This window comes from Pseudomonas sp. NBRC 111133, from assembly GCF_001320605.1.
In the GTDB taxonomy this organism is placed as follows: Bacteria; Pseudomonadota; Gammaproteobacteria; order Pseudomonadales; family Pseudomonadaceae; genus Aquipseudomonas; species Aquipseudomonas monteilii.
This window is the reverse complement of record NZ_BCBJ01000001.1, coordinates 180,749-197,992: the sequence shown is the minus strand read 5'-3', so window position 1 is coordinate 197,992 and position 17,244 is coordinate 180,749. Positions and strand designations below refer to the sequence as shown.

19 protein-coding genes and 2 pseudogenes are annotated in these 17,244 nt (G+C 63.4%); 14 read left to right on the top strand and 7 right to left on the bottom strand.

The window, feature by feature from the left end; all coding sequences use genetic code 11:
* Positions 1 to 94: 94 nt before the first annotated feature.
* The 5 genes from APH36_RS00905 (at position 95) to APH36_RS00885 (ending at position 4,584) form a co-directional block, all read left to right on the top strand.
* Positions 95 to 655, top strand: coding sequence for a carboxymuconolactone decarboxylase family protein (locus APH36_RS00905; protein WP_060497074.1), 561 nt, complete (start codon positions 95 to 97; stop codon positions 653 to 655).
* A 99-nt stretch (positions 656 to 754) separates the two neighbouring features.
* Entirely contained in the window at positions 755 to 1,819 is a 1,065-nt protein-coding gene (locus tag APH36_RS00900) for an acyl-CoA dehydrogenase family protein (protein WP_060497073.1), read from the top strand.
* Positions 1,816 to 2,637: an ABC transporter ATP-binding protein gene (locus APH36_RS00895; protein ID WP_060497072.1), complete on the top strand. Its 822-nt coding sequence runs from the start codon at positions 1,816 to 1,818 to the stop codon at positions 2,635 to 2,637. The genes APH36_RS00900 and APH36_RS00895 overlap by 4 nt, the downstream gene beginning before the upstream one ends.
* Entirely contained in the window at positions 2,624 to 3,829 is a 1,206-nt protein-coding gene (locus tag APH36_RS00890) for an ABC transporter substrate-binding protein (protein WP_060497071.1), read from the top strand. The genes APH36_RS00895 and APH36_RS00890 overlap by 14 nt, the downstream gene beginning before the upstream one ends.
* Positions 3,829 to 4,584 (top strand): ABC transporter permease, encoded by a 756-nt coding sequence (locus APH36_RS00885; protein WP_060497070.1) that lies wholly within the window; start codon positions 3,829 to 3,831, stop codon positions 4,582 to 4,584. The genes APH36_RS00890 and APH36_RS00885 overlap by 1 nt, the downstream gene beginning before the upstream one ends.
* Before the next feature lie 105 nt (positions 4,585 to 4,689).
* On the opposite strand, the gene APH36_RS00880 is transcribed toward APH36_RS00885, so the two are convergent.
* Together APH36_RS00880 and argC are read right to left on the bottom strand one after the other, a co-directional pair.
* Entirely contained in the window at positions 4,690 to 5,376 is a 687-nt protein-coding gene (locus tag APH36_RS00880; protein WP_060497069.1) for a GNAT family N-acetyltransferase, read from the bottom strand.
* A gap of 81 nt (positions 5,377 to 5,457) precedes the next feature.
* Entirely contained in the window at positions 5,458 to 6,399 is a 942-nt protein-coding gene (gene argC / locus APH36_RS00875) for an N-acetyl-gamma-glutamyl-phosphate reductase (protein WP_060497068.1), read from the bottom strand.
* A gap of 116 nt (positions 6,400 to 6,515) precedes the next feature.
* On the opposite strand from argC, the gene APH36_RS00870 reads away from it, so the two are divergent.
* A complete protein-coding gene (locus tag APH36_RS00870) occupies positions 6,516 to 7,397 on the top strand; it encodes a LysR family transcriptional regulator (protein ID WP_060497067.1) in 882 nt (293 codons plus the stop codon).
* A 24-nt stretch (positions 7,398 to 7,421) separates the two neighbouring features.
* Here the strand turns inward: APH36_RS00870 and APH36_RS00865 are convergent, their stop codons facing one another.
* Positions 7,422 to 7,616 (bottom strand): 2-hydroxymuconate tautomerase family protein, encoded by a 195-nt coding sequence (locus APH36_RS00865; protein WP_060497066.1) that lies wholly within the window; start codon positions 7,614 to 7,616, stop codon positions 7,422 to 7,424.
* Positions 7,617 to 7,634: 18 nt separating this feature from the next.
* Positions 7,635 to 8,404, bottom strand: a pseudogene (locus tag APH36_RS00860) (SDR family NAD(P)-dependent oxidoreductase).
* Between the two features lie 186 nt (positions 8,405 to 8,590).
* Between APH36_RS00860 and APH36_RS00855 the strand changes: the two are divergent.
* On the top strand, positions 8,591 to 8,863 hold the full coding sequence (locus APH36_RS00855) for a hypothetical protein (RefSeq protein ID WP_060497065.1): 273 nt from the start codon (positions 8,591 to 8,593) through the stop codon (positions 8,861 to 8,863).
* Between the two features lie 61 nt (positions 8,864 to 8,924).
* Here APH36_RS00855 and APH36_RS00850 read toward each other — a convergent pair whose 3' ends face one another.
* A complete protein-coding gene (locus APH36_RS00850; protein WP_060497064.1) occupies positions 8,925 to 9,575 on the bottom strand; it encodes a TIGR04211 family SH3 domain-containing protein in 651 nt (216 codons plus the stop codon).
* Between the two features lie 270 nt (positions 9,576 to 9,845).
* Here APH36_RS00850 and APH36_RS00845 point away from each other — a divergent pair, with 270 nt between their 5' ends.
* The 3 genes and pseudogenes from APH36_RS00845 to APH36_RS33085 all read left to right on the top strand — a co-directional run.
* Positions 9,846 to 11,189, top strand: a complete 1,344-nt coding sequence (locus APH36_RS00845; RefSeq protein ID WP_060497063.1) for an OprD family porin — start codon at positions 9,846 to 9,848, stop codon at positions 11,187 to 11,189.
* A 100-nt stretch (positions 11,190 to 11,289) separates the two neighbouring features.
* The gene (locus APH36_RS32470; RefSeq protein ID WP_223623905.1) at positions 11,290 to 11,616 is read left to right on the top strand and encodes a hypothetical protein; all 327 of its coding nucleotides are present in this window, start codon (positions 11,290 to 11,292) and stop codon (positions 11,614 to 11,616) included.
* Between the two features lie 42 nt (positions 11,617 to 11,658).
* Positions 11,659 to 11,889: pseudogene (locus tag APH36_RS33085) on the top strand (winged helix-turn-helix domain-containing protein); the annotation flags it as partial.
* 68 nt (positions 11,890 to 11,957) lie between these two features.
* On the opposite strand, the gene APH36_RS00835 reads toward APH36_RS33085, so the two are convergent.
* Positions 11,958 to 13,706, bottom strand: coding sequence for a BCCT family transporter (locus APH36_RS00835; RefSeq protein ID WP_060497061.1), 1,749 nt, complete (start codon positions 13,704 to 13,706; stop codon positions 11,958 to 11,960).
* Positions 13,707 to 14,022: 316 nt separating this feature from the next.
* Here APH36_RS00835 and APH36_RS00830 point away from each other — a divergent pair, with 316 nt between their 5' ends.
* The 4 genes from APH36_RS00830 to APH36_RS00815 all read left to right on the top strand — a co-directional run bounded on the left by APH36_RS00830 (position 14,023) and on the right by APH36_RS00815 (position 16,213).
* Complete coding sequence (locus APH36_RS00830; RefSeq protein WP_060497060.1) at positions 14,023 to 14,340, top strand: hypothetical protein; 318 nt, start codon at positions 14,023 to 14,025, stop codon at positions 14,338 to 14,340.
* Between the two features lie 8 nt (positions 14,341 to 14,348).
* On the top strand, positions 14,349 to 14,549 hold the full coding sequence (locus tag APH36_RS00825) for a DUF1289 domain-containing protein (protein ID WP_060497059.1): 201 nt from the start codon (positions 14,349 to 14,351) through the stop codon (positions 14,547 to 14,549).
* Positions 14,550 to 14,600: 51 nt separating this feature from the next.
* Positions 14,601 to 15,242, top strand: a complete 642-nt coding sequence (locus tag APH36_RS00820; RefSeq protein ID WP_060497058.1) for a LysE family translocator — start codon at positions 14,601 to 14,603, stop codon at positions 15,240 to 15,242.
* A 182-nt stretch (positions 15,243 to 15,424) separates the two neighbouring features.
* Positions 15,425 to 16,213, top strand: coding sequence for an ABC transporter substrate-binding protein (locus APH36_RS00815; protein WP_060497057.1), 789 nt, complete (start codon positions 15,425 to 15,427; stop codon positions 16,211 to 16,213).
* On the opposite strand, the gene APH36_RS00810 is transcribed toward APH36_RS00815, so the two are convergent.
* The gene (locus APH36_RS00810; protein ID WP_060497056.1) at positions 16,214 to 17,236 is read right to left on the bottom strand and encodes an XdhC family protein; all 1,023 of its coding nucleotides are present in this window, start codon (positions 17,234 to 17,236) and stop codon (positions 16,214 to 16,216) included.
* Positions 17,237 to 17,244 lie beyond the last annotated feature (8 nt).

Sequence of the window (17,244 nt, the reverse complement as noted above, 5' to 3'; positions counted from 1 at the left end):
AACACTCAGGAGCAAGGAAAGGCGACTGATGAATATGGAGGGTAATTCTTATAACCAACAGACTGTAGTGACCCCCATCAAAGGAGACCACTCCATGTCCTCCCGCATTACTTTACACACCCTGCAGAGCGCCCCGGAAGCGGCCCGTCCATTCCTCGAGAATGCCCAGAAAAACTCAGGCTTCATCCCCAACCTGCTGGGTGTGCTGGCCAACGCCCCGGCGGCGCTGGAAACCTACGTGACCGTTTCCGCGCTCAACGGCAAGTCCGAGCTGAGCCTGGCCGAGCGTGAAGTGGTGCAACTGATTGCCGCTACCCAGCACGGCTGCGACTTTTGTGTGGCTGGCCACACCGCCGTGGCACTGAACAAGGCCAAGCTGCCGCAGGACGTGGTCGATGCCCTGCGCGCCCGTGGCGAACTGCCCGACGCCCGTTACGAAACCCTGGCCGCGTTTGCCCGCGAAGTGATCGCCACCCGTGGCAATGTCAGCGAGGCCACCTACCAGGCCTTCCGCGCAGCCGGGTTCAGCGAAGGCAACGCACTGGAGGTGATTCTGGGCGTGAGCCTCGCAACCCTGTGCAACTTTGCTAATGTTTTCGCCCAGACGCCGCTCAATGAAGAGCTTGGCAAATACCGTTGGCAGCCTTCTGCGTAACTCACCCGTGATAGCGGCCTTGATGCGGTCGTTGTAGAAGCGGCCTTGTGCCGCGAATGGGCCGCAAGGCGGCCCCGGCGTTCCCAAAGGAGCAAGACCATGCAAGATTGCGCATTTCGTCACTGGCTGGATGCCAATGCCGAGGCCATCGACCGGGGCCTGTGCGAACCGCAACAGGTGCTGGCACAGATCGCCGAATCACAGCTGCTGCGCATTGGTGTCGACCCGGCCTTGGGTGGCACGGGCGGGCAGGTGACCGACGCCGTCGAGGCCATCGCCGCGATTGCCAGCCGTTCGTTGGCTTCAGCCTTCGTCTGCTGGGGCCAGCGTGCCTTTATTGAATACCTGTTACACAGCCCCAACCAGCCATTGCGTGAGCGCTTGCTGCCGCGCTTGTTGACGGGCGAACTGGCGGGTGCCACCGGGCTGTCCAACGCCATGAAGTTCCTGTCCGGCATCGAAGCGCTGCAGGTGCGTGGCCGGCCGGTAGCTGATGGCTGGCACCTGGAAGGGCGCTTGCACTGGGTGACCAACCTGCGCAAGAGCGGCTTCGTGGTAGCGGCGGCCATCGAAGACGAAGCCGGCGGTACGCCGTTCGTGCTCGCCATACCATCAGACGCCCAGGGCCTCCAGCGCTCCGATGACTTGCAACTGATGGGGCTGCAATCGAGCAACACGGCGGCGCTGGCTTTCCACCAGGTGCCGCTGGCGCGTGACTGGTTGCTGCACGAGAACGCCCGCGAATTCCTGCCGCGGGTACGCCCGGCTTTCCTGGCATTGCAATGCGGGATGGCCATCGGCTTGGCGCGACGGGCGCTGGAAGAGGTGCAGGCGCATCTGCATGGGCGTGCCTCGTTCCTCGATGAAGCCCGTCAGGTACTGAGTGAGCGCCTGGAGAACACCGTGAGCGAGCTCAAGCAGGGGTTGCTCGATGGCCGCTTCCAGCAGCAGCCAGCGGCGTTGTTCAAGTTGCGCATCACCCTGGCTGAAAGTGCCGCCGATGCCGTGCAACTGGAGTTGCAGGCCAGCGGTGGCAAGGCCTATCTCAGCGAATATGGCGAAGGCTTTGCCCGCCGCTGGCGCGAATCGGCCTTCGTGCCGATCGTTACCCCCAGCCTGGTGCAATTGCGTGCCGAACTGCAACGCCAGGCGGGCGCCGCATGAGCCACGTGTTGCTCGAAGCCTGCGATATCAGCCTGGGCTACCCGGGTGAGGGTGGCTGGCAGCAAGTGCTGGCGCAGTTTGACCTGCAATTGGCCCCGGGCGAGGTGGTGAGCATTCTTGGCCCCAGTGGCGTCGGCAAGTCCAGCCTGCTGCGGGTGCTGGCAGGGCTGCAGCAGCCCCGTGGCGGCAGTGTGACCTTGCGCGGCCAACCCTTGCAGGGGCCGCACCCACGGCTGGCAGTGGCCTTTCAGGACCCGAGCCTGCTGCCCTGGCTGAGCCTGGAGAAGAATGTTGCCTTTGGCCTGGACTTCGCCCGCCAGCCGAAGCTGGATGCTGCCGAGCGGCGCGCGCGTATCGACCATGCGATTGCCGCCGTGGGCCTGGCCCACGCCCGTGGCCAGTACCCGGCGCAGTTGTCCGGCGGCATGGCCCAGCGCACGGCGCTGGCCCGTTGCCTGGCCCGCCAGCCCGAAGTGCTGTTGCTGGACGAACCCTTCGGCGCGCTGGATGAAGTGACCCGGGCCGACATGCAGCAACTGCTGCTGCAACTGATCGCCACCCACAACACGGCGGCGGTGCTGATCACCCACGATATCGACGAAGCGCTGCTGCTGTCCGACCGGGTTCTGCTACTGGGCAACCACCCAGCGCACATCCTCGGCCAATGGCACATCGACCTGCCGCAACCACGCGCGCAGCGGGTTGAAGAATTGGGTGCCTTGCGTATCGAAATCCTCAAAACCCTTCGGCGGGCAAGCCGCACCGTAGAACCTACCCCAACCCCGTTGCCCTCGGAGGCTGTCCATGTGCATGGATGACTGCTGTTCCTCTTCTTCGCGTCGCGATTTTCTCAAGCTGGGCGCCCTGCTTACGGCGGCGGGTGCGCTGCCATTGCTGTCGAGCTTGCAGGCGCGCGCTGCCGCCGAGCCGGATGCGCCGGTGCGCATCGGCTACCTGCCGATCACCGACGCCACGCCATTGCTGGTGGCGCACAACAATGGCCTGTTCGAGGCCGAAGGTATCAAGGCCGAGCGCCCGGTGCTGTTACGCAGTTGGGCACAGGTGATCGAGGCGTTCATTTCTGGCCAGGTCAACGTCATCCATTTGCTGTCGCCGATGACGGTGTGGGCGCGTTACGGCAGCAAGGTGCCGGCCAAGGTCGTGGCGTGGAACCACGTGGGCGGTTCGGGCCTGACCGTGGCCCCGGACATCACCGATATGAAACAGCTCGGTGGCAAGACGGTGGCCATCCCGTTCTGGTACTCGATCCATAACGTGGTGCTGCAGCAGATGCTCAACGACAACGGCCTGACGCCAGTGTCGAAGCCGGCCAACGCCCAGTTGACTGCCACCGAAGTCAACCTGCTGGTGCTGCCACCCTCCGACATGCCGCCCGCTTTGGCCAGCAAGCGCATTGCCGGCTACATCGTCGCCGAGCCGTTCAACGCCCTGGCCGAGAACCTCAAGGTTGGCCGCGTACAGCGTTTTACTGGCGACGTGTGGCGCAACCACGCGTGCTGCGTGGTGTTCATGCATGAGCATGATCTGAACAACCGCCCGGAGTGGTCGCAGAAGGTTGTCAACGCCATTGTCAAGGCTCAGCACTGGACCCGCGACCACCGCGCCGAAGCCGCTGCCTTGCTGTCCAAGGCCGGCCCCAACAAGTACACCCCGCATGAGCCTGCCGTGCTGACCAAGGTGCTGGCCCCGGCCGCCGAGGACCGCGCCGGCTACCTTGCCAGCGGTGCCATTCGGCATCAGCAGTGGGACGAAAAGCGCATCGACTTCCAGCCGTATCCGTTCCCCAGCTACACCGAGGAACTTGTCAAACGCCTGAAAACCACCCTGATCGAAGGCGACAATGCGTTTCTTGCCGGCCTTGATCCGGCGCAGACTGCCCGCGACCTGGTCGACGACCGATTCGTACGCAATGCCATCGCTGCGGTGGGTGGCCCGTCGGTGTTCGGCATTGCCGACAACTTCGAGCGTAGCGAGGAGTTTGCGGTCTGATGCGAACGCATGTCGTACATGCCGGCCTTGGCCTGGCCGGATTGCTGGGTTTGTTGTTGCTTTGGTGGGCTGGCGTTGCCGTGTTCGGCCAGGCTGACGGGCTGTCGGCGCGCTTTTCTCCGGCGGCAACCCTGGACAGCCTGTTCGAGTTGCTGGGGCAGGGTGAGGTCTACGGGCATATCTGGGTCAGCCTCAAGCGCATCCTGGTCGGGCTGTTGCTGGCACTGCTCATCGGCGTGCCGTTGGGCCTGCTGGTTGGCAGTTACCGGCACCTGGAGGCGGCAACCACCCCGGCGTTTCAGTTCCTGCGCATGATATCGCCGCTGTCGTGGATGCCGGTGGTGGTGATGTTGATGGGCGTGGGTGACCAGCCTATCTACTTCTTGCTGGCGTTCGCCGCGTTGTGGCCGATTTTGCTGAACACGGCGGCCGGGGTCAGGCAGCTGGACCCCCGCTGGTTGCAACTGAGCCGCAGCCTGAGTGCCACGCGTTGGGAGACGTTGTGCAAGGTGATCGTGCCGGGGGTGATCGGCCATGTGCTGACCGGCGTGCGGCTGGCCATTGGCATTCTGTGGATCGTGCTGGTGCCGTGCGAAATGCTTGGGGTGAGTGCGGGGTTGGGGTATTTCATCCTCGATACGCGTGACCGGCTGGCGTATTCCGAGCTGATGGCGATGGTGCTGCTGATTGGCGTGTTGGGGTTTGTGCTGGATGCCTTGGCGCGAGGGCTGCATCGACGCTGGGTGCATGGCTGAGGGGCCAGTGGGGCCTTTTCGCGGGTGAACCCGCTCACAGGTATAGCGTTGTCTTTGAATTCAAATACCTGTGGGAGCGGGCTTGCCCGCGAAGAGGTCTTCAGATCAATGCACCATCTTGCGCTGACGTACACACTCCTGAGCCTGAACGGTCAATTCATCCAGCCGCTCATCGCGCATCTGTTCGGCTTCGATCATCGCATCCTCACCCTTCTGGTTAAGCAGGTAGGTATGAATCTGCAGCACTTCTGCCGTCTGATAAATCGGCGCAATGTCCAACCGCCCGATCAATGCGCCACTGGCCAGCCCGGTACTGCTCATGAGCACCTGCGGCCCATTGGCGGCCACCACTTGCATGCCCATCGCCTCAAACCAAGGCACCTGATTGGCAAAGGCATTCAGTTCCACACAGGCATGGCGTGCCTGCAGGTCGCCCAGCAAGGCGCGTGCGATGCCCTGGCGGCGGTGGCTGTCGCGCACGGCAAGAAATGCCAATGAGCATGCTTGCTCATCGTCCTCGGCCGGCAGCGACAGGGCAAAGCCAAGCAACTGGTCCGGCGCTTCGGCAACCAGCGCCAGGGTTAGCGCCACGGCCAGGCCGCGGGTGCCGTCCAGCGCTTGCAGGTACTGGTGCACTTCCATACCAACGCCGTACTGGTACAGCGGGTACAGCGGGTTGTCGGCGGCGATGGCAACACTGCTCAATTCACCGACATTGTGGATCACCAGTTCGCGGATCTGGTTCTGGAAAGACTCGGGCGGCACGCTGTCGAGGCGGCTCAGGATGAACATCGGGGGGGCAGGCTCCGGCGGGTGTGAATACAGCCCACGCCGTGTAGGCGCGGGTTGTACAGTCTAACCGGTTTTGCCGTGTCAGCCTTGTGCCTTTAATGCACCGAGCATCAGGTCGAGGTTTTGCACCGCAGCACCCGAGGCACCTTTGCCCAGGTTATCGAACACCGCAGTGAGCAATACCTGGCCATGCTCGGGGTTGGCGTACAGTGCCAGGCGCAGGTCGTTGCTGTCGTTCAATGTTTCGGGGTCAAGGTTGGCTGCTGCGCCTTGTTGGTGCAGCGGCATCACCTGTACGTGGCGGGCGCCCTGGTAGTGCTGTTCCAGGCAGGCCTGCAGCTGGTCAGCGCTGACCTGGCCGGGTAGCAGGCGCAGTTGCAGCGGGATGCTCAACACGATGCCCTGGCGGTAGGCCCCATAGCCGGGCATGAACACCGGCCGTGCTGACAGCCCGGCGTGCTGCTGAATTTCGGGTACGTGCTTGTGCGCCAGTTCCAGCCCATACAGTTGCAGGGTCGGTGCCTTGCTCGCGCCGGGGTGTTCGTGGCGCTCGACCGCCGTCCGGCCTCCGCCGGAGTAGCCGGAAATGGCATGGATGCCCAGCGGGTAGTCGGCGGGTAGTAACCCGGCCTTGACCAGCGGGCGCAGCAGGGCAATGGCGCCGGTAGGGTAACAGCCTGGGTTGCTGACGCGTTTGCTTAGGGCAATGCGCTCGGCTTGCTGCTCGTCGAGTTCCGGCAGGCCATAGACCCAGCCCGGTGTGGTGCGATGCGCCGAGCTGGCGTCGATCACCCGCACCTGCGGGTTATGGATCGCCGCCACGGCCTCACGGGCGGCGTCGTCGGGCAGGCACAACAGGGCGATGTCAGCGCTGTTGATGGCCTCGCGGCGGCATTGCGGGTCTTTACGCTCGGCTTCGGGGAGGGTGAGCAGGCGCAGGTCGCTGCGGCCGTGCAGGCGTGCATGGATCTGCAGGCCGGTGGTGCCTTGGTCGCCATCGATGAAAACAACAGGGGTGTGCATGGTCAGGGTCCGGTAGGGTTGGGATGACCTATGCTCGCCTGTGGCTGAGTTAATGGAAATTTGAATATCATGATGCTGATGTTCATGTTTCATGAATGAAAAGGCCAGCACAGACCATGCGTGAAATCAGCCTCGACCGCCTGCGCACCCTGGTGGTTATCAGTGACCTTGGCTCCTTCGCCGAGGCCGCCCGCCAGCTCAACCTGGCACCGCCCACCATCAGCCTGCATGTGGCTGAACTGGAGTCACGTATCGGTGCCCCGTTACTTAGCCGTGCCCGCGGCCAGGTGCGCCCAACGGCCATTGGCGAAACACTGCTGGCCCGCGCCCGGCGCTTGCTGGCCGACGCCGACCTGGCGCTGGACGAAGTACGCCGACAGGTCGAGGGGCTGACTGGCCGGGTGCGCCTGGGCGCCTCCACCGGTGCCATCGCTCACTTGTTGCCACAGGCGCTGGAGCACCTGCGCGTGGAGCACCCGGGGATCGACGTGCAGGTTCAGGTGCTGACGTCCCAGGCATCGCTGGCGCGTTTGCGTGAAGGCGCGCTGGATATCGGCCTTGTGGCTTTGCCGCAAGTCGCCGGCAAAGGGCTGACAGTGACGCCCTGGCGGCGCGATCCGATCCTGGCCTACGTGCCGGTCGACTGGCAGCCACCGGCCAGGGTCACCCCGGCCTGGCTGGCGCAAAGGGCGTTGATCCTCAATGACAGCAGTACCCAGCTCTCGCGAGTGACAGGGGAGTGGTTTGCGGCAGCGGGGTTGTACCCCGAGCCTCGGATCGAGCTGAATTACAACGATGCGATCAAGAGCCTGGTCGGCGCCGGGTACGGGGCGACGTTATTGCCGCAGGAGGGCGAGGCGGCCGAGCTGGACCGGCGCGTTGCACGCCGGCCACTGCGGCCCGGGTTGTGGAGGCAGTTGGGTATTGCCTGCCGGGAAGGCCAGATTGAGCGGGCCACGGCGTATGTGTTGCAGGCATTGGAGCGGTTGCGGCAGTAGCGATTGCCGGCTTTACCCTCGCTCTCATGCCCGCACCACGGTCACCGTCTCGCCGCCCACCCCCCAGTTATCGGTCGGCACCTCTTCGATCACCACAAAGGTACTGGCTGGCGGCTTGCCCAGCACATCATTCAGCAGGCGGGGCGTTCCCTCGATAAGCTGGCGCTTGTGCTCGGAAGTAACCCCTTCGTCAGTTACGCGAATATGTACACAAGGCATGGTTGAACGCTCCTCAAGTCAGTGCCAGGTGCCAGCGGTACTGCCGCCATCCACAGGCAGGATGACGCCGCTGACAAAACGTGAATCGACCAGGTACAGCACGGCGTCCACCACATCCTGGGGCGAGCCGGTGCGGCCACTGGGCGACAACGCGCCCATCCCCGGCACATTGTCGCCATGCAGGGGGGGGGCGATGATCCCCGGCGCCACGGCATTCACCTGCACACCGCTGGCCGCCAGTTCCAGCGCCAGGCCTTTGACTGCCTGGTTCAGGCCGCCCTTGACCAGTACCGGCAGCAGGGCCGGCACGCGGGTGTCCGGTTGCAGTGCAATGGACGCGGTGATCGCGATGATTTGCCCATACCCTTGCCTGGCCATGACCCGCGCCGCTTCCTGCGCCGGGTAGAAAAAGCCTTTGAGGTTGGTGCCGACCAGTGCGTCAACATCGGCTTCGCTGCATTTGGCAAAGGGTTTGGCAATGAAGATGCCGGCGTTGTTGATCAGGATGTCCACGCCGCCAAACATTTGCAGTGCAGTGGCGAACAGCTGCTGCGCCGTAGTGGGCTCGGCAATGTCGCTCGCCACGCCGATAAACCGCGAAGGGTTGCCTAGACGCGCAGCGGCCTGGTCCAGGCGCGCCTGGCTACGGGCGTTGCCGACCACGTTGTCGCTGCGTTCGAGGACGCCTCGGCCAGGGCGAACCCTAGGCCGCTGGAGGCTCCGGTGACGCCCACCGTGGAGTTTTCGACAGGATGGCCGCCACATCCAGATCGAAACCCAAGGCGCATTCACCTGCCTGGGCGATTTCCTTGCCGCGGCAACGCTGGTGCGCCATGGCGGCGGCTTGATGCCGGCTTAAGCCGGGCGACCGCTGGGCTGACGGGGTGCGGGGCAGGCACGGGCCTACTATGCTTTTGGCTGCGTCGAGCCGAACCGGCCTCGACGAACCCTATGGTTTTCCAGGAGAACGCTCCATGAAATCCACGAAATGCATACCTCTGCTGGTGATTGCTTCCGTCCTCAGTTTTGCTGTGCACGCAGACCCTGCGGGCAACTGTGCAGCCAAGATCAAGGAACTTGAGGATTTCCACAAGGCCAGTGGCCAAGCGATGCATGGCGGCATGGCCCATGACTTCAAAGTCCACATGCAAAATGCCAAGGATGCTCAGAGCAAGAAGGACTATACCCAGTGCCAGGCCTCGGCGGACCAAGCCAAGACCATCTATAACAAGGCGCGTAGCAAGTAAGCCTTCTCCGGCCTCTTCGCGGGTGAACCCGCGAAGAGGCCAGTGCAGCATGGCCCCACTGTCAGAACCAGCGGTCGTTCTTCTTCCGCCCCCGGGTCAGCGCCGGCAAAATCAGCCCCGCCAGCAACCCCGCCCCGGCAATGCTGCCGCCATACACCATGTAGCGCATCATCACCTGTTTGTTCTCGTCACCCAGGCGTGCCTGGGTATCGCGCAGGTCCGACTGGCTCTGGTCAAGCTGCTCGCTCAGTGCCTTGTTGCGCGCCTCCAGTTCGTCGTTCAGCTTCTTGCGTGAATCCAGGGTTTCCTGCATGCCCTGCACGCGGCTCTTCCAGCTGTCGTCGATGGTCTTCAGCTGCCCGGTCAGCTCCGCGACCTGGGCATCGAGCTGCGGCAGGCGTTCGTTCTGCCCCGGCACGGCCTGCAGGTCGTTGCTGAGGATCCACACCACATCGCCGTTCTGCCCGCGCACCTGGCTGTAATTGCCCTGACTGCCGAGCAGGGTCAGCTTCTGCCCGGATTTGAGGGTTCCAACAATGCGGTGGCCATCGGTCGGGCCGCTGCGCACGTAGGTGCTCAGGCTGTCGCTGACCCAGCGTGCGTCGCTGGCGGGCTCTTCGGCGTGCGCTGGCAGGGCGAGGGCCACCAGAGCGGCAATCAGGCCGCCGCGCAGGGCAGGGAGGGCGGAAGCGGTTGGGCGGAAATCGGGCATGTTGGGTCTTCGCTGAAACAGGACAAAAGTAGGCCCGGTGACTGGGCCGATGAACCGGTCGGTGAGTTGACCGTCAGCGAAAGACCGCTTTTTTGTCAGCAGGTTCACTACCTGATGTCGGAAATGTCTGCAGGATGTTGCAGAACCCTACCCAGAGCGCTTCCTCGACGATGACGCAATTGTAATGCGCCGATCACCTTGGCGTTATCTGTCGGCCGTCAATCTCGGGCCGCCGACACAATTATAAAGACGACGTTCAAGGAGCATCGGATGACCTGCAGATCACCCCTGAAACTGGCTGCGTGCCTGGCGCTTTCCGGCGTCGGCAACCTGGCCATGGCGGCGGACGACGCCGCAGAAGGTTTTATCGAAGGCAGCACGTTGAACGTGCTCAACCGCAACTTCTATTTCAACCGCGACAACCGCGACTCCGCAGCCCCTACACACAACCCGGACAAAGCAGCCGACAACGGCTATTCCGAAGCCTGGGCCCACGCCGTCATTGCCCGTTTCGAGTCAGGTTTTACCCAGGGCACTGTCGGCTTCGGCCTGGATGCGTTCGCCATGCTCGGCCTAAAACTGGACACCGGCGGCGGCCGCAACGGCGGGCGCAGCTCGTTCGACGTGCTGCCGGTCGATCATGACGGCCAGGCCCGCGACGAATACACCAAGGTGGGTGGCGCAGCCAAGGTGCGCCTGTTCGACACCGTTCTGAAAGTGGGCGATGTGTTCTCGGCCAACCCGGTAGTGGCCGCCGGCGATTCACGGCTGCTGCCGGAAAGCTTCCGTGGCGTGACCCTGGAGAACACCAGCATCAAGGACCTCACCCTGCAGGCCGGGCGCCTGCATGCCATGAGCCAGCCGGTGTCCAGCGATATGCGGGAGAACTTCGTGGCCTTCTACGGCGGCCCGGTCGATTCGCCGTGGATCGCCTACGGCGGGGGTGACTACACGCTCAATGAGCATGTCAGCGTCAGCCTGTTCAGCAGCCGCCTCAAAGATGTGTGGAACCAGTACTACGCCGGCACCAGCCTCAGCTACCCGCTGAGTGATGACCTGGCCCTGATTGGCGGCTTCAACTATTACAAGGCGGTTGACGAGGGGCAGCAGCGCCTGGGCGCATTCGACAACGACATCTGGAGCGCCAAGCTGGGCGTGCGCTTTGGTGCCCACACCCTGGCCCTGACTCACCAGCGCAACAACGGTGACGACGACTTCGACTACCTGCGTCAGTCCGACTCGATCTTCCTGGACAACTCCATCCAGTACAGCGACTTCAACTCGCCCAAGGAGCGTTCGTGGATGTGGCGTTACGACCTGAACATGGCCGCTTACGGTATTCCCGGGCTGTCGTTCATGACGCGCTACGGTAAAGGCACCGATGCCGACTACTCCAATGCCAACACCTTCTACATGCGCCGCGATGCTGGCGGCAACCCGCTGACTGACCAGAAGCGCTGGGAGCGTGACATCGAGGTCAAGTACGTGGTGCAGACCGGCGCAGCCAAGGACTTGTCACTGCGCGTACGTCAGGCCACCACCCGCGCCACGGCGTTCGAGTCGGACCTGGACGAAGTGCGGCTGATCGTGGAGTACCCGTTGTCGATCCTGTGAATTCACCTGGGTAGCGTTACAGCTCCTTTGGTTTGGGTGGATGTTTTGGCGCTCCGTATGGGGCGCTTTTTTTGTTGTTGCCTTGGGTGTTCCAGCGCCTGTGAGATCGAGCGCCGCCCGCGCGGCGCATCGCGAGCTGCGCGGGCGGCACGCCCGGAGCTTCTGCGCCCAGGTCGACGACTTGCTGCGCACCCACGCTGGCAACAACCGCCGCCTGGCCTTGGACCGTATCGAAGTGGCCGGCCTGCGTGCCCTCGACGCTTTGGGCGTGCAGGTACACAACGGCCAGGAAGTCACCGAGTTCGCCCGGCTGATCAAGGGGCCCGATGAAATCCTGGCCATGCGTTGTGCGGTGGCCTCGTGCGAGGCCTCGGTTGCCGAGATGCGCCAGGCGATGCGCGCGGGGGCTACCGCAAACGATGTCTGAGCAGCGCTGCACAGCGGCAACATTCGCCGTGGCGGTGAATGGATCGAAACCCGCATTCTCAGTTCCGGACCACGCACCAACCCCTGGTTTCAGGAGTCTGGGCCACGGGTGCTCAGCGATGGCGACCTGTTCTACCAGCACCACCGGGTGGTGGCTGACCGCACGGTGGACAGCCATTTGAAGAACCTGCGGCGCAAGCTGATTGCGGTGACGCCGGGGCATGACCCGATTCGGTCGGTTTATGGGGTGGGCTACAGCCTGGAATTTGAATAGTCAGCATCTGAAAGTCTGCGCGGTCCCCTGGAGGAGCAGGTCACAAGGGGCCGCGCAGACTTGAAAAGTCAGGTTTCAGAGACTTCGCTCGGCGCTGTCGCCACTTTCACCGAAGCCTTCTTCTCCTGCACCACGATGTAGAACTCCTCGCCATGCTTCACCGCGCCATACAGCACGGCCTTCTCGATCAGCTCGTTACCGCGCAGGTGGCGCAGCATCATCGGGTCTTTACGCAGGTCGCGGTACAGGGCCAGGCACAGCAGCACCATCACCACCACAAAGGGCAAGGCCACGACGATGGTCAGGTTCTGCAACCCCGTCAGCGCCTCGCCCGGGTCCCGCGGGTCGCCAATCGCCAGCATGATCGCCGCCACGGTACCGGTCAGCGCGCCCCAGAAAATCACCGTGCGCCGCGAGGGCGCGGTGGTGCCATGTTCCGAGAGTGTGCCCATCACCAGCGAGGCGGCGTCGGCACCCGAAACGAAGAAGATGCCCACCAGGATCATCACCAGCACCGAGGTCGCTGAGGCCAGTGGATAGCTGTCGAGCAACTGGTACAGCGCGTGGTTGCTGTTGACAGCGCCATTGGCCAGCTGGAACGCGCCTTCGCGTACGGCATCGATGGCCGCACCGCCAAAAATGGTGAACCACACCAGGCTGACCAGGCTGGGCACCAGCAGTACACCGGTAACGAACTGGCGAATGGTGCGGCCGCGGCTGATGCGTGCGATGAACATGCCCACGAACGGTGTCCAGGAAATCCACCAGGCCCAGTAGAACACGGTCCAGCCGGCCAGCCAGCTGTTCATTTGCTCACCGCCGCTGGCGTTGGTACGGGCCATCATCTCCGGCAGCATCTTGATGTAGATGCCAAGCGAGGTCGGCAGCAGGTTGAGCATCAGCAAGGTCGGGCCGACCATGAACACGAACACTGCCAGCACCAGTGCCAGCACCATGTTGGTGTTGGACAGCCACTGAATGCCCTTGCCGATGCCCGACACCGCCGAGGTGACGAAGGCAATGGTCAGCAGGGTGATGATCGAGATGTAGAACAGCTTGCCGGGGCTCTCGATCCAGCCGTTGTACTCCAGGCCGCCGGCAATCTGCAGGGCCCCAAGGCCCAATGAGGCGGCCGAGCCGAACAGCGTGGCGAAAATTGCCATCATGTCGATCATGCGCCCTAGCGGGCCGTTGGCATGCTTGCCGATCAACGGGCGGAAGGCAGCGGAAATCAGCTGTGAGCGGCCACGGCGGAAGGTGCCATAGGCAATCACCAGGCCGACGATGGCGTACATGGCCCAAGGGTGCAGGGTCCAGTGGAACAAGGTGGTGGCCATGGCCACCTGCATCGCTTCACTTGTCTGCCCGGTGGCCGAGCCCGGCGGCGGCGACACATAGTGCGACAGCGGCTCGGCCACGCCGAAGAACATCAGGCCGATGCCCATGCCGGCGCTGAACATCATGGCCACCCAGGACACCGTGCGGAATTCAGGCTGCTCGCCATCACGCCCCAGTGGCACCCGGCCATAACGGCTGGCGGCCAGCCACAGCACGAAAACCACGAACAAGGTGGATGTGAGTACGAAGAACCAGGCAAAGTTGAGAATGACCCAGGACTGCGCGCTGGAAGCGCTGCTGGCGAGGCTGGCCTGGTTGAGGAAGCCCCAGAGCACGAACGCGATTGCCAGGAGGCTGGTGAAACCAAACACGACGCCGTCGAGTTTGCCCTCGAAATGCCGGTCCTGGCGGGCTTCTGCGGTTTTCGAGGGGTCCGTCACGCCAAGGTCGAGCGTTTCGGTGATGTGTTCCTTTGCCATGAATGATGAGGCCCCTTTGTGGCTTACCTGCGCGAGCAGGCTTGTTGTTGTGTGGGCTACCGAGTTCGATGACGGCCTCGGCGGGGTGGAATGCTGGCGCGATTATCCTGCGCGGGAAAAGGCGGCCCCTGTCCCGATAACGCCCTGGGGCGTCCCTTACGCGACTTGGCAAATACTTTTAGTTCTGGGGGCAATAGCCCTTTCTGCCTCGGGTTCTGGTACCCTGATGGGCATTACCCGGGCCCGCTCATCCGAGCACCGTAGAAGCGCTGCTGCTTGCGGGCCTGGCCGTACCAGGAAACGGAGATTCGTCAAAATGGCCACTGATCGTGTGAGCCTGATTCATTTCGATAAATTGAGCATGAGCCCTGCCGCTGCCGATCGGTTCCAGAAAGCCCTCGACGCGCTGGCAGCGCTGAAGCTGCAGGACCGTTACGTGTACCTCATCGCTCCCTATCTGGGTGATATCGCTGACGCGTCTGACGCCAAGCAACTGGACACCGCCCTGGGCCAGTGCATCCGGGTGGTTGATGAGCTGCTGGCTGCCAGGTCGGTGACCAAGGTCAAGGCCGAGGAAGTGCGCAAGGTGTTCCACAGCGCTGCCGAGCGTGCGCGGGCAGAACTGCCTGGCTGAGTGGTGGCATGGCCAGAGACATCGACAACCCCTGCGTTTCGTTATGCCAGCTCAACAGCGAGCTGTGCGTGAGCTGTGGCCGCACCCGTGACGAAATCCGCAAGTGGCGGGGCATGAAACGGCCGGAAAAGATGGCCACCGTGCAACGCGCGGCGACGCGGATGAAGGCTATCGTCAAGAAGGCAGCCAAGCGGCAGAATGCCGACTGAACCCTCGCGCCCTGTACAGGGCCTTTCCTGATTTGCCTAAAGAGCCTGAAAATGGATGTTCACTCGCTGTTAGCGTTTACCCTGGTTGCCGCCATCGCTATCGCCAGCCCCGGCCCCGCCACCCTCATGGCCATCAACAACAGCCTGGCCCATGGCCAGCGCAGCACGATCTGGTCGTCGCTGGGCAATGGCTCGGGCCTGTTCTGCCTGTCGGCAGCCGCCATGCTGGGCCTGGGCGCGCTGCTGGCCAGTTCTGAAGTGCTGTTCAATGCCGTGAAAATCCTGGGGGCGGGCTACCTGTTCTACCTGGGTGTGCGGCAGTTGCTGAAAAAAGGCCCGATGCTGGCGCAGGCTACGACCGAGGGGGCGGCCAAGGTTCGCCCCTCGCCGCTGAAACTCTACAAGTCGGCGTTCCTTACCGCAGTGACCAACCCCAAGGCGACCATGTTCTTCACGGCGCTGTTCCCGCAGTTCATCGACCAACGGGCCGCACTGTTGCCGCAATTCCTGGCCTTGACCGGTATTTTCGTGGCGTTGTCGCTGGTTTCGCTGAGCTTATATGCCGCGCTGGCTGCACGGGCGAAAGGCGTGCTGACCCGGCCGTCGCTGTCGCGCTGGGTGAGCCGGGTGGTGGGCACCACCTTCATCGGGTTTGGTGCGGCGATCCTGGCGATGCGTCGTCAGGGCGCCTGAGTGCCGGAGAGGGTAACCGACAACCCGTTTCATCGTTAGCCGATGAAAGGCCCATCTACTTTTCCCACAGGGTCCAGACTGTCTACAGCCCGCAAAGATGAATGCTGCAGTTGATCACAGGATGTGGCAGCCTTTGGCCACCACGCCGGGTCACCGGATGTAACTTGTGCCGAGGGTTGTAGATGATCGAGCGTTGCTTTCGCCACGCCTTGCTCCTGTTGTCGTGCCTGCTGCTGCCGTTGGCTGCGGTAGCGGAAGAGCCTTGCCGGCGGTTGACCGCCACCGGCAACCCGGAATACCCCCCGTACCTGTGGCGCGACCCGCAAAACCCCCAGCAACTGATCGGTGCCAACGCTGACCTGCTCAAGTACTTGGGCAAGCAGTTGGGGCTGGAGATCGAGGTGATTTACGGCGGGCCATGGCCGCGCGCCCAGGAAGAGGTGCGCACCGGCCGGATCGACTTGATGGCCGGGTACTTCATGACCCAGGCCCGGCAGCAACAGATGGACTTCATCACCCCGCCATTTCTGCACACGCCCAGCGTGGTCTGGGTACGCCAGGACCATGCCTTTGCCTACCACCAATGGGCAGACCTGAAAGGTCGCAAGGGTGGGACCTTGGTCAACAACAGCCACGGTCAGCAGTTCGACGACTTTGCCAGGGCCAACCTCATCCTCGAAGCGGTACCCAGCGCCAGGCAGGCATTCGAAAAACTCATGCACAAACGCAGCGACTATGTCGTGTACGAGCAGTACCCCGGCATGGCACTGGCGCGCACCTTGGGTATTGCCAGCACTGTGCAGGTGCTGGAACCGCCGATCTCCAGCGAAGGGCTGTACCTGGCGCTTTCGCATGATTCGTCCTGCAATCGGCCGCATTTGCGTGAAGCGCTGGCGCGGGAAATGGAAAAGATCGTGGCCGGGGCATTGCCGCAGCAGTTGTTGCAGCAGAACCTGGAGCGGTGGCAGTGATCAGCGAGGAAGGTACGCGGCCTCCCGTGCGTGCTTGGCCCGGGTCACGTTGACCGCACCAGGCAGGGTGACGTCGTTCTTCGCTGCGAGAATTTCGGCCATGACGCTGACGGCGATCTCGGCCGGTGTCTTGCTGCCGATGTAGATGCCAATCGGGCCATGCAAGCGTTGCAGCGACGCCTCGCTTTCACCGAAGTGCTCGATCAGGCGTTCACGGCGCAGCTGGCTGTTGCGACGCGAGCCGATGGCGCCAATGTAGAACGCCGGGCTGTGCAAGGCTTCGAGCAGGGCCAGATCATCCAGCTTGGGGTCGTGGCTGACGGCGACGATGGCGCTGCGCAGGTCCGGCGCGAAGGCGCGGACCACGTCGTCGGGCATGCCGGCCAGCAGGTTGACGCCGGGCACGTTCCAGCCTGCGGTGTACTCAGGGCGTGGGTCGCACAGCGAAACGTTGAAACCATTGAACAGGGCCATGGTGGCCAGGTACTCGGCCAGTGCGCCACCACCGATCAGCAGTAAACGGTAGCCCGGGCCAAGGGTGCTGAGCATGTGGTGGCCATCGAAGCTGAACAGGTCAGGCGTGCTGGTAGGGGTCAGGCTGATATCACCGTTGTGCAGGTTGAGCTCGCGGCGGACCAGGCTGCCCATATCGAGGCAGGCCAGCAGTCGTTCGAGGTGCTGCAGCGGCGTTGCGAACTCCAGCACAAGCTCCAGTGTGCCGCCACAGGGCAGGCCGAAACGGTGTGCCTCATCGGCGCTGACGCCGTAACGCACCAGTTGGGGCAGGCCATTGGGCATGCCGGGGCCGCCGTAGGCGGTGGTGTAACGGTGAATGAGGTCATCCTCGATACAGCCACCGGAGACACTGCCGACCACCCGGCCGTCACTGCGCAAGGCCATCATTGAGCCCACCGGGCGCGGGGAGGAGCCCCAGGTGCGGGCGACCGTGGCCAGCAGGACGCGGTGCCCGGCGGCGAGCCAGTCTCGGGTGGTGCGCAGCACCAGCAGGTCGATGCTTTCCATGGAGGCTC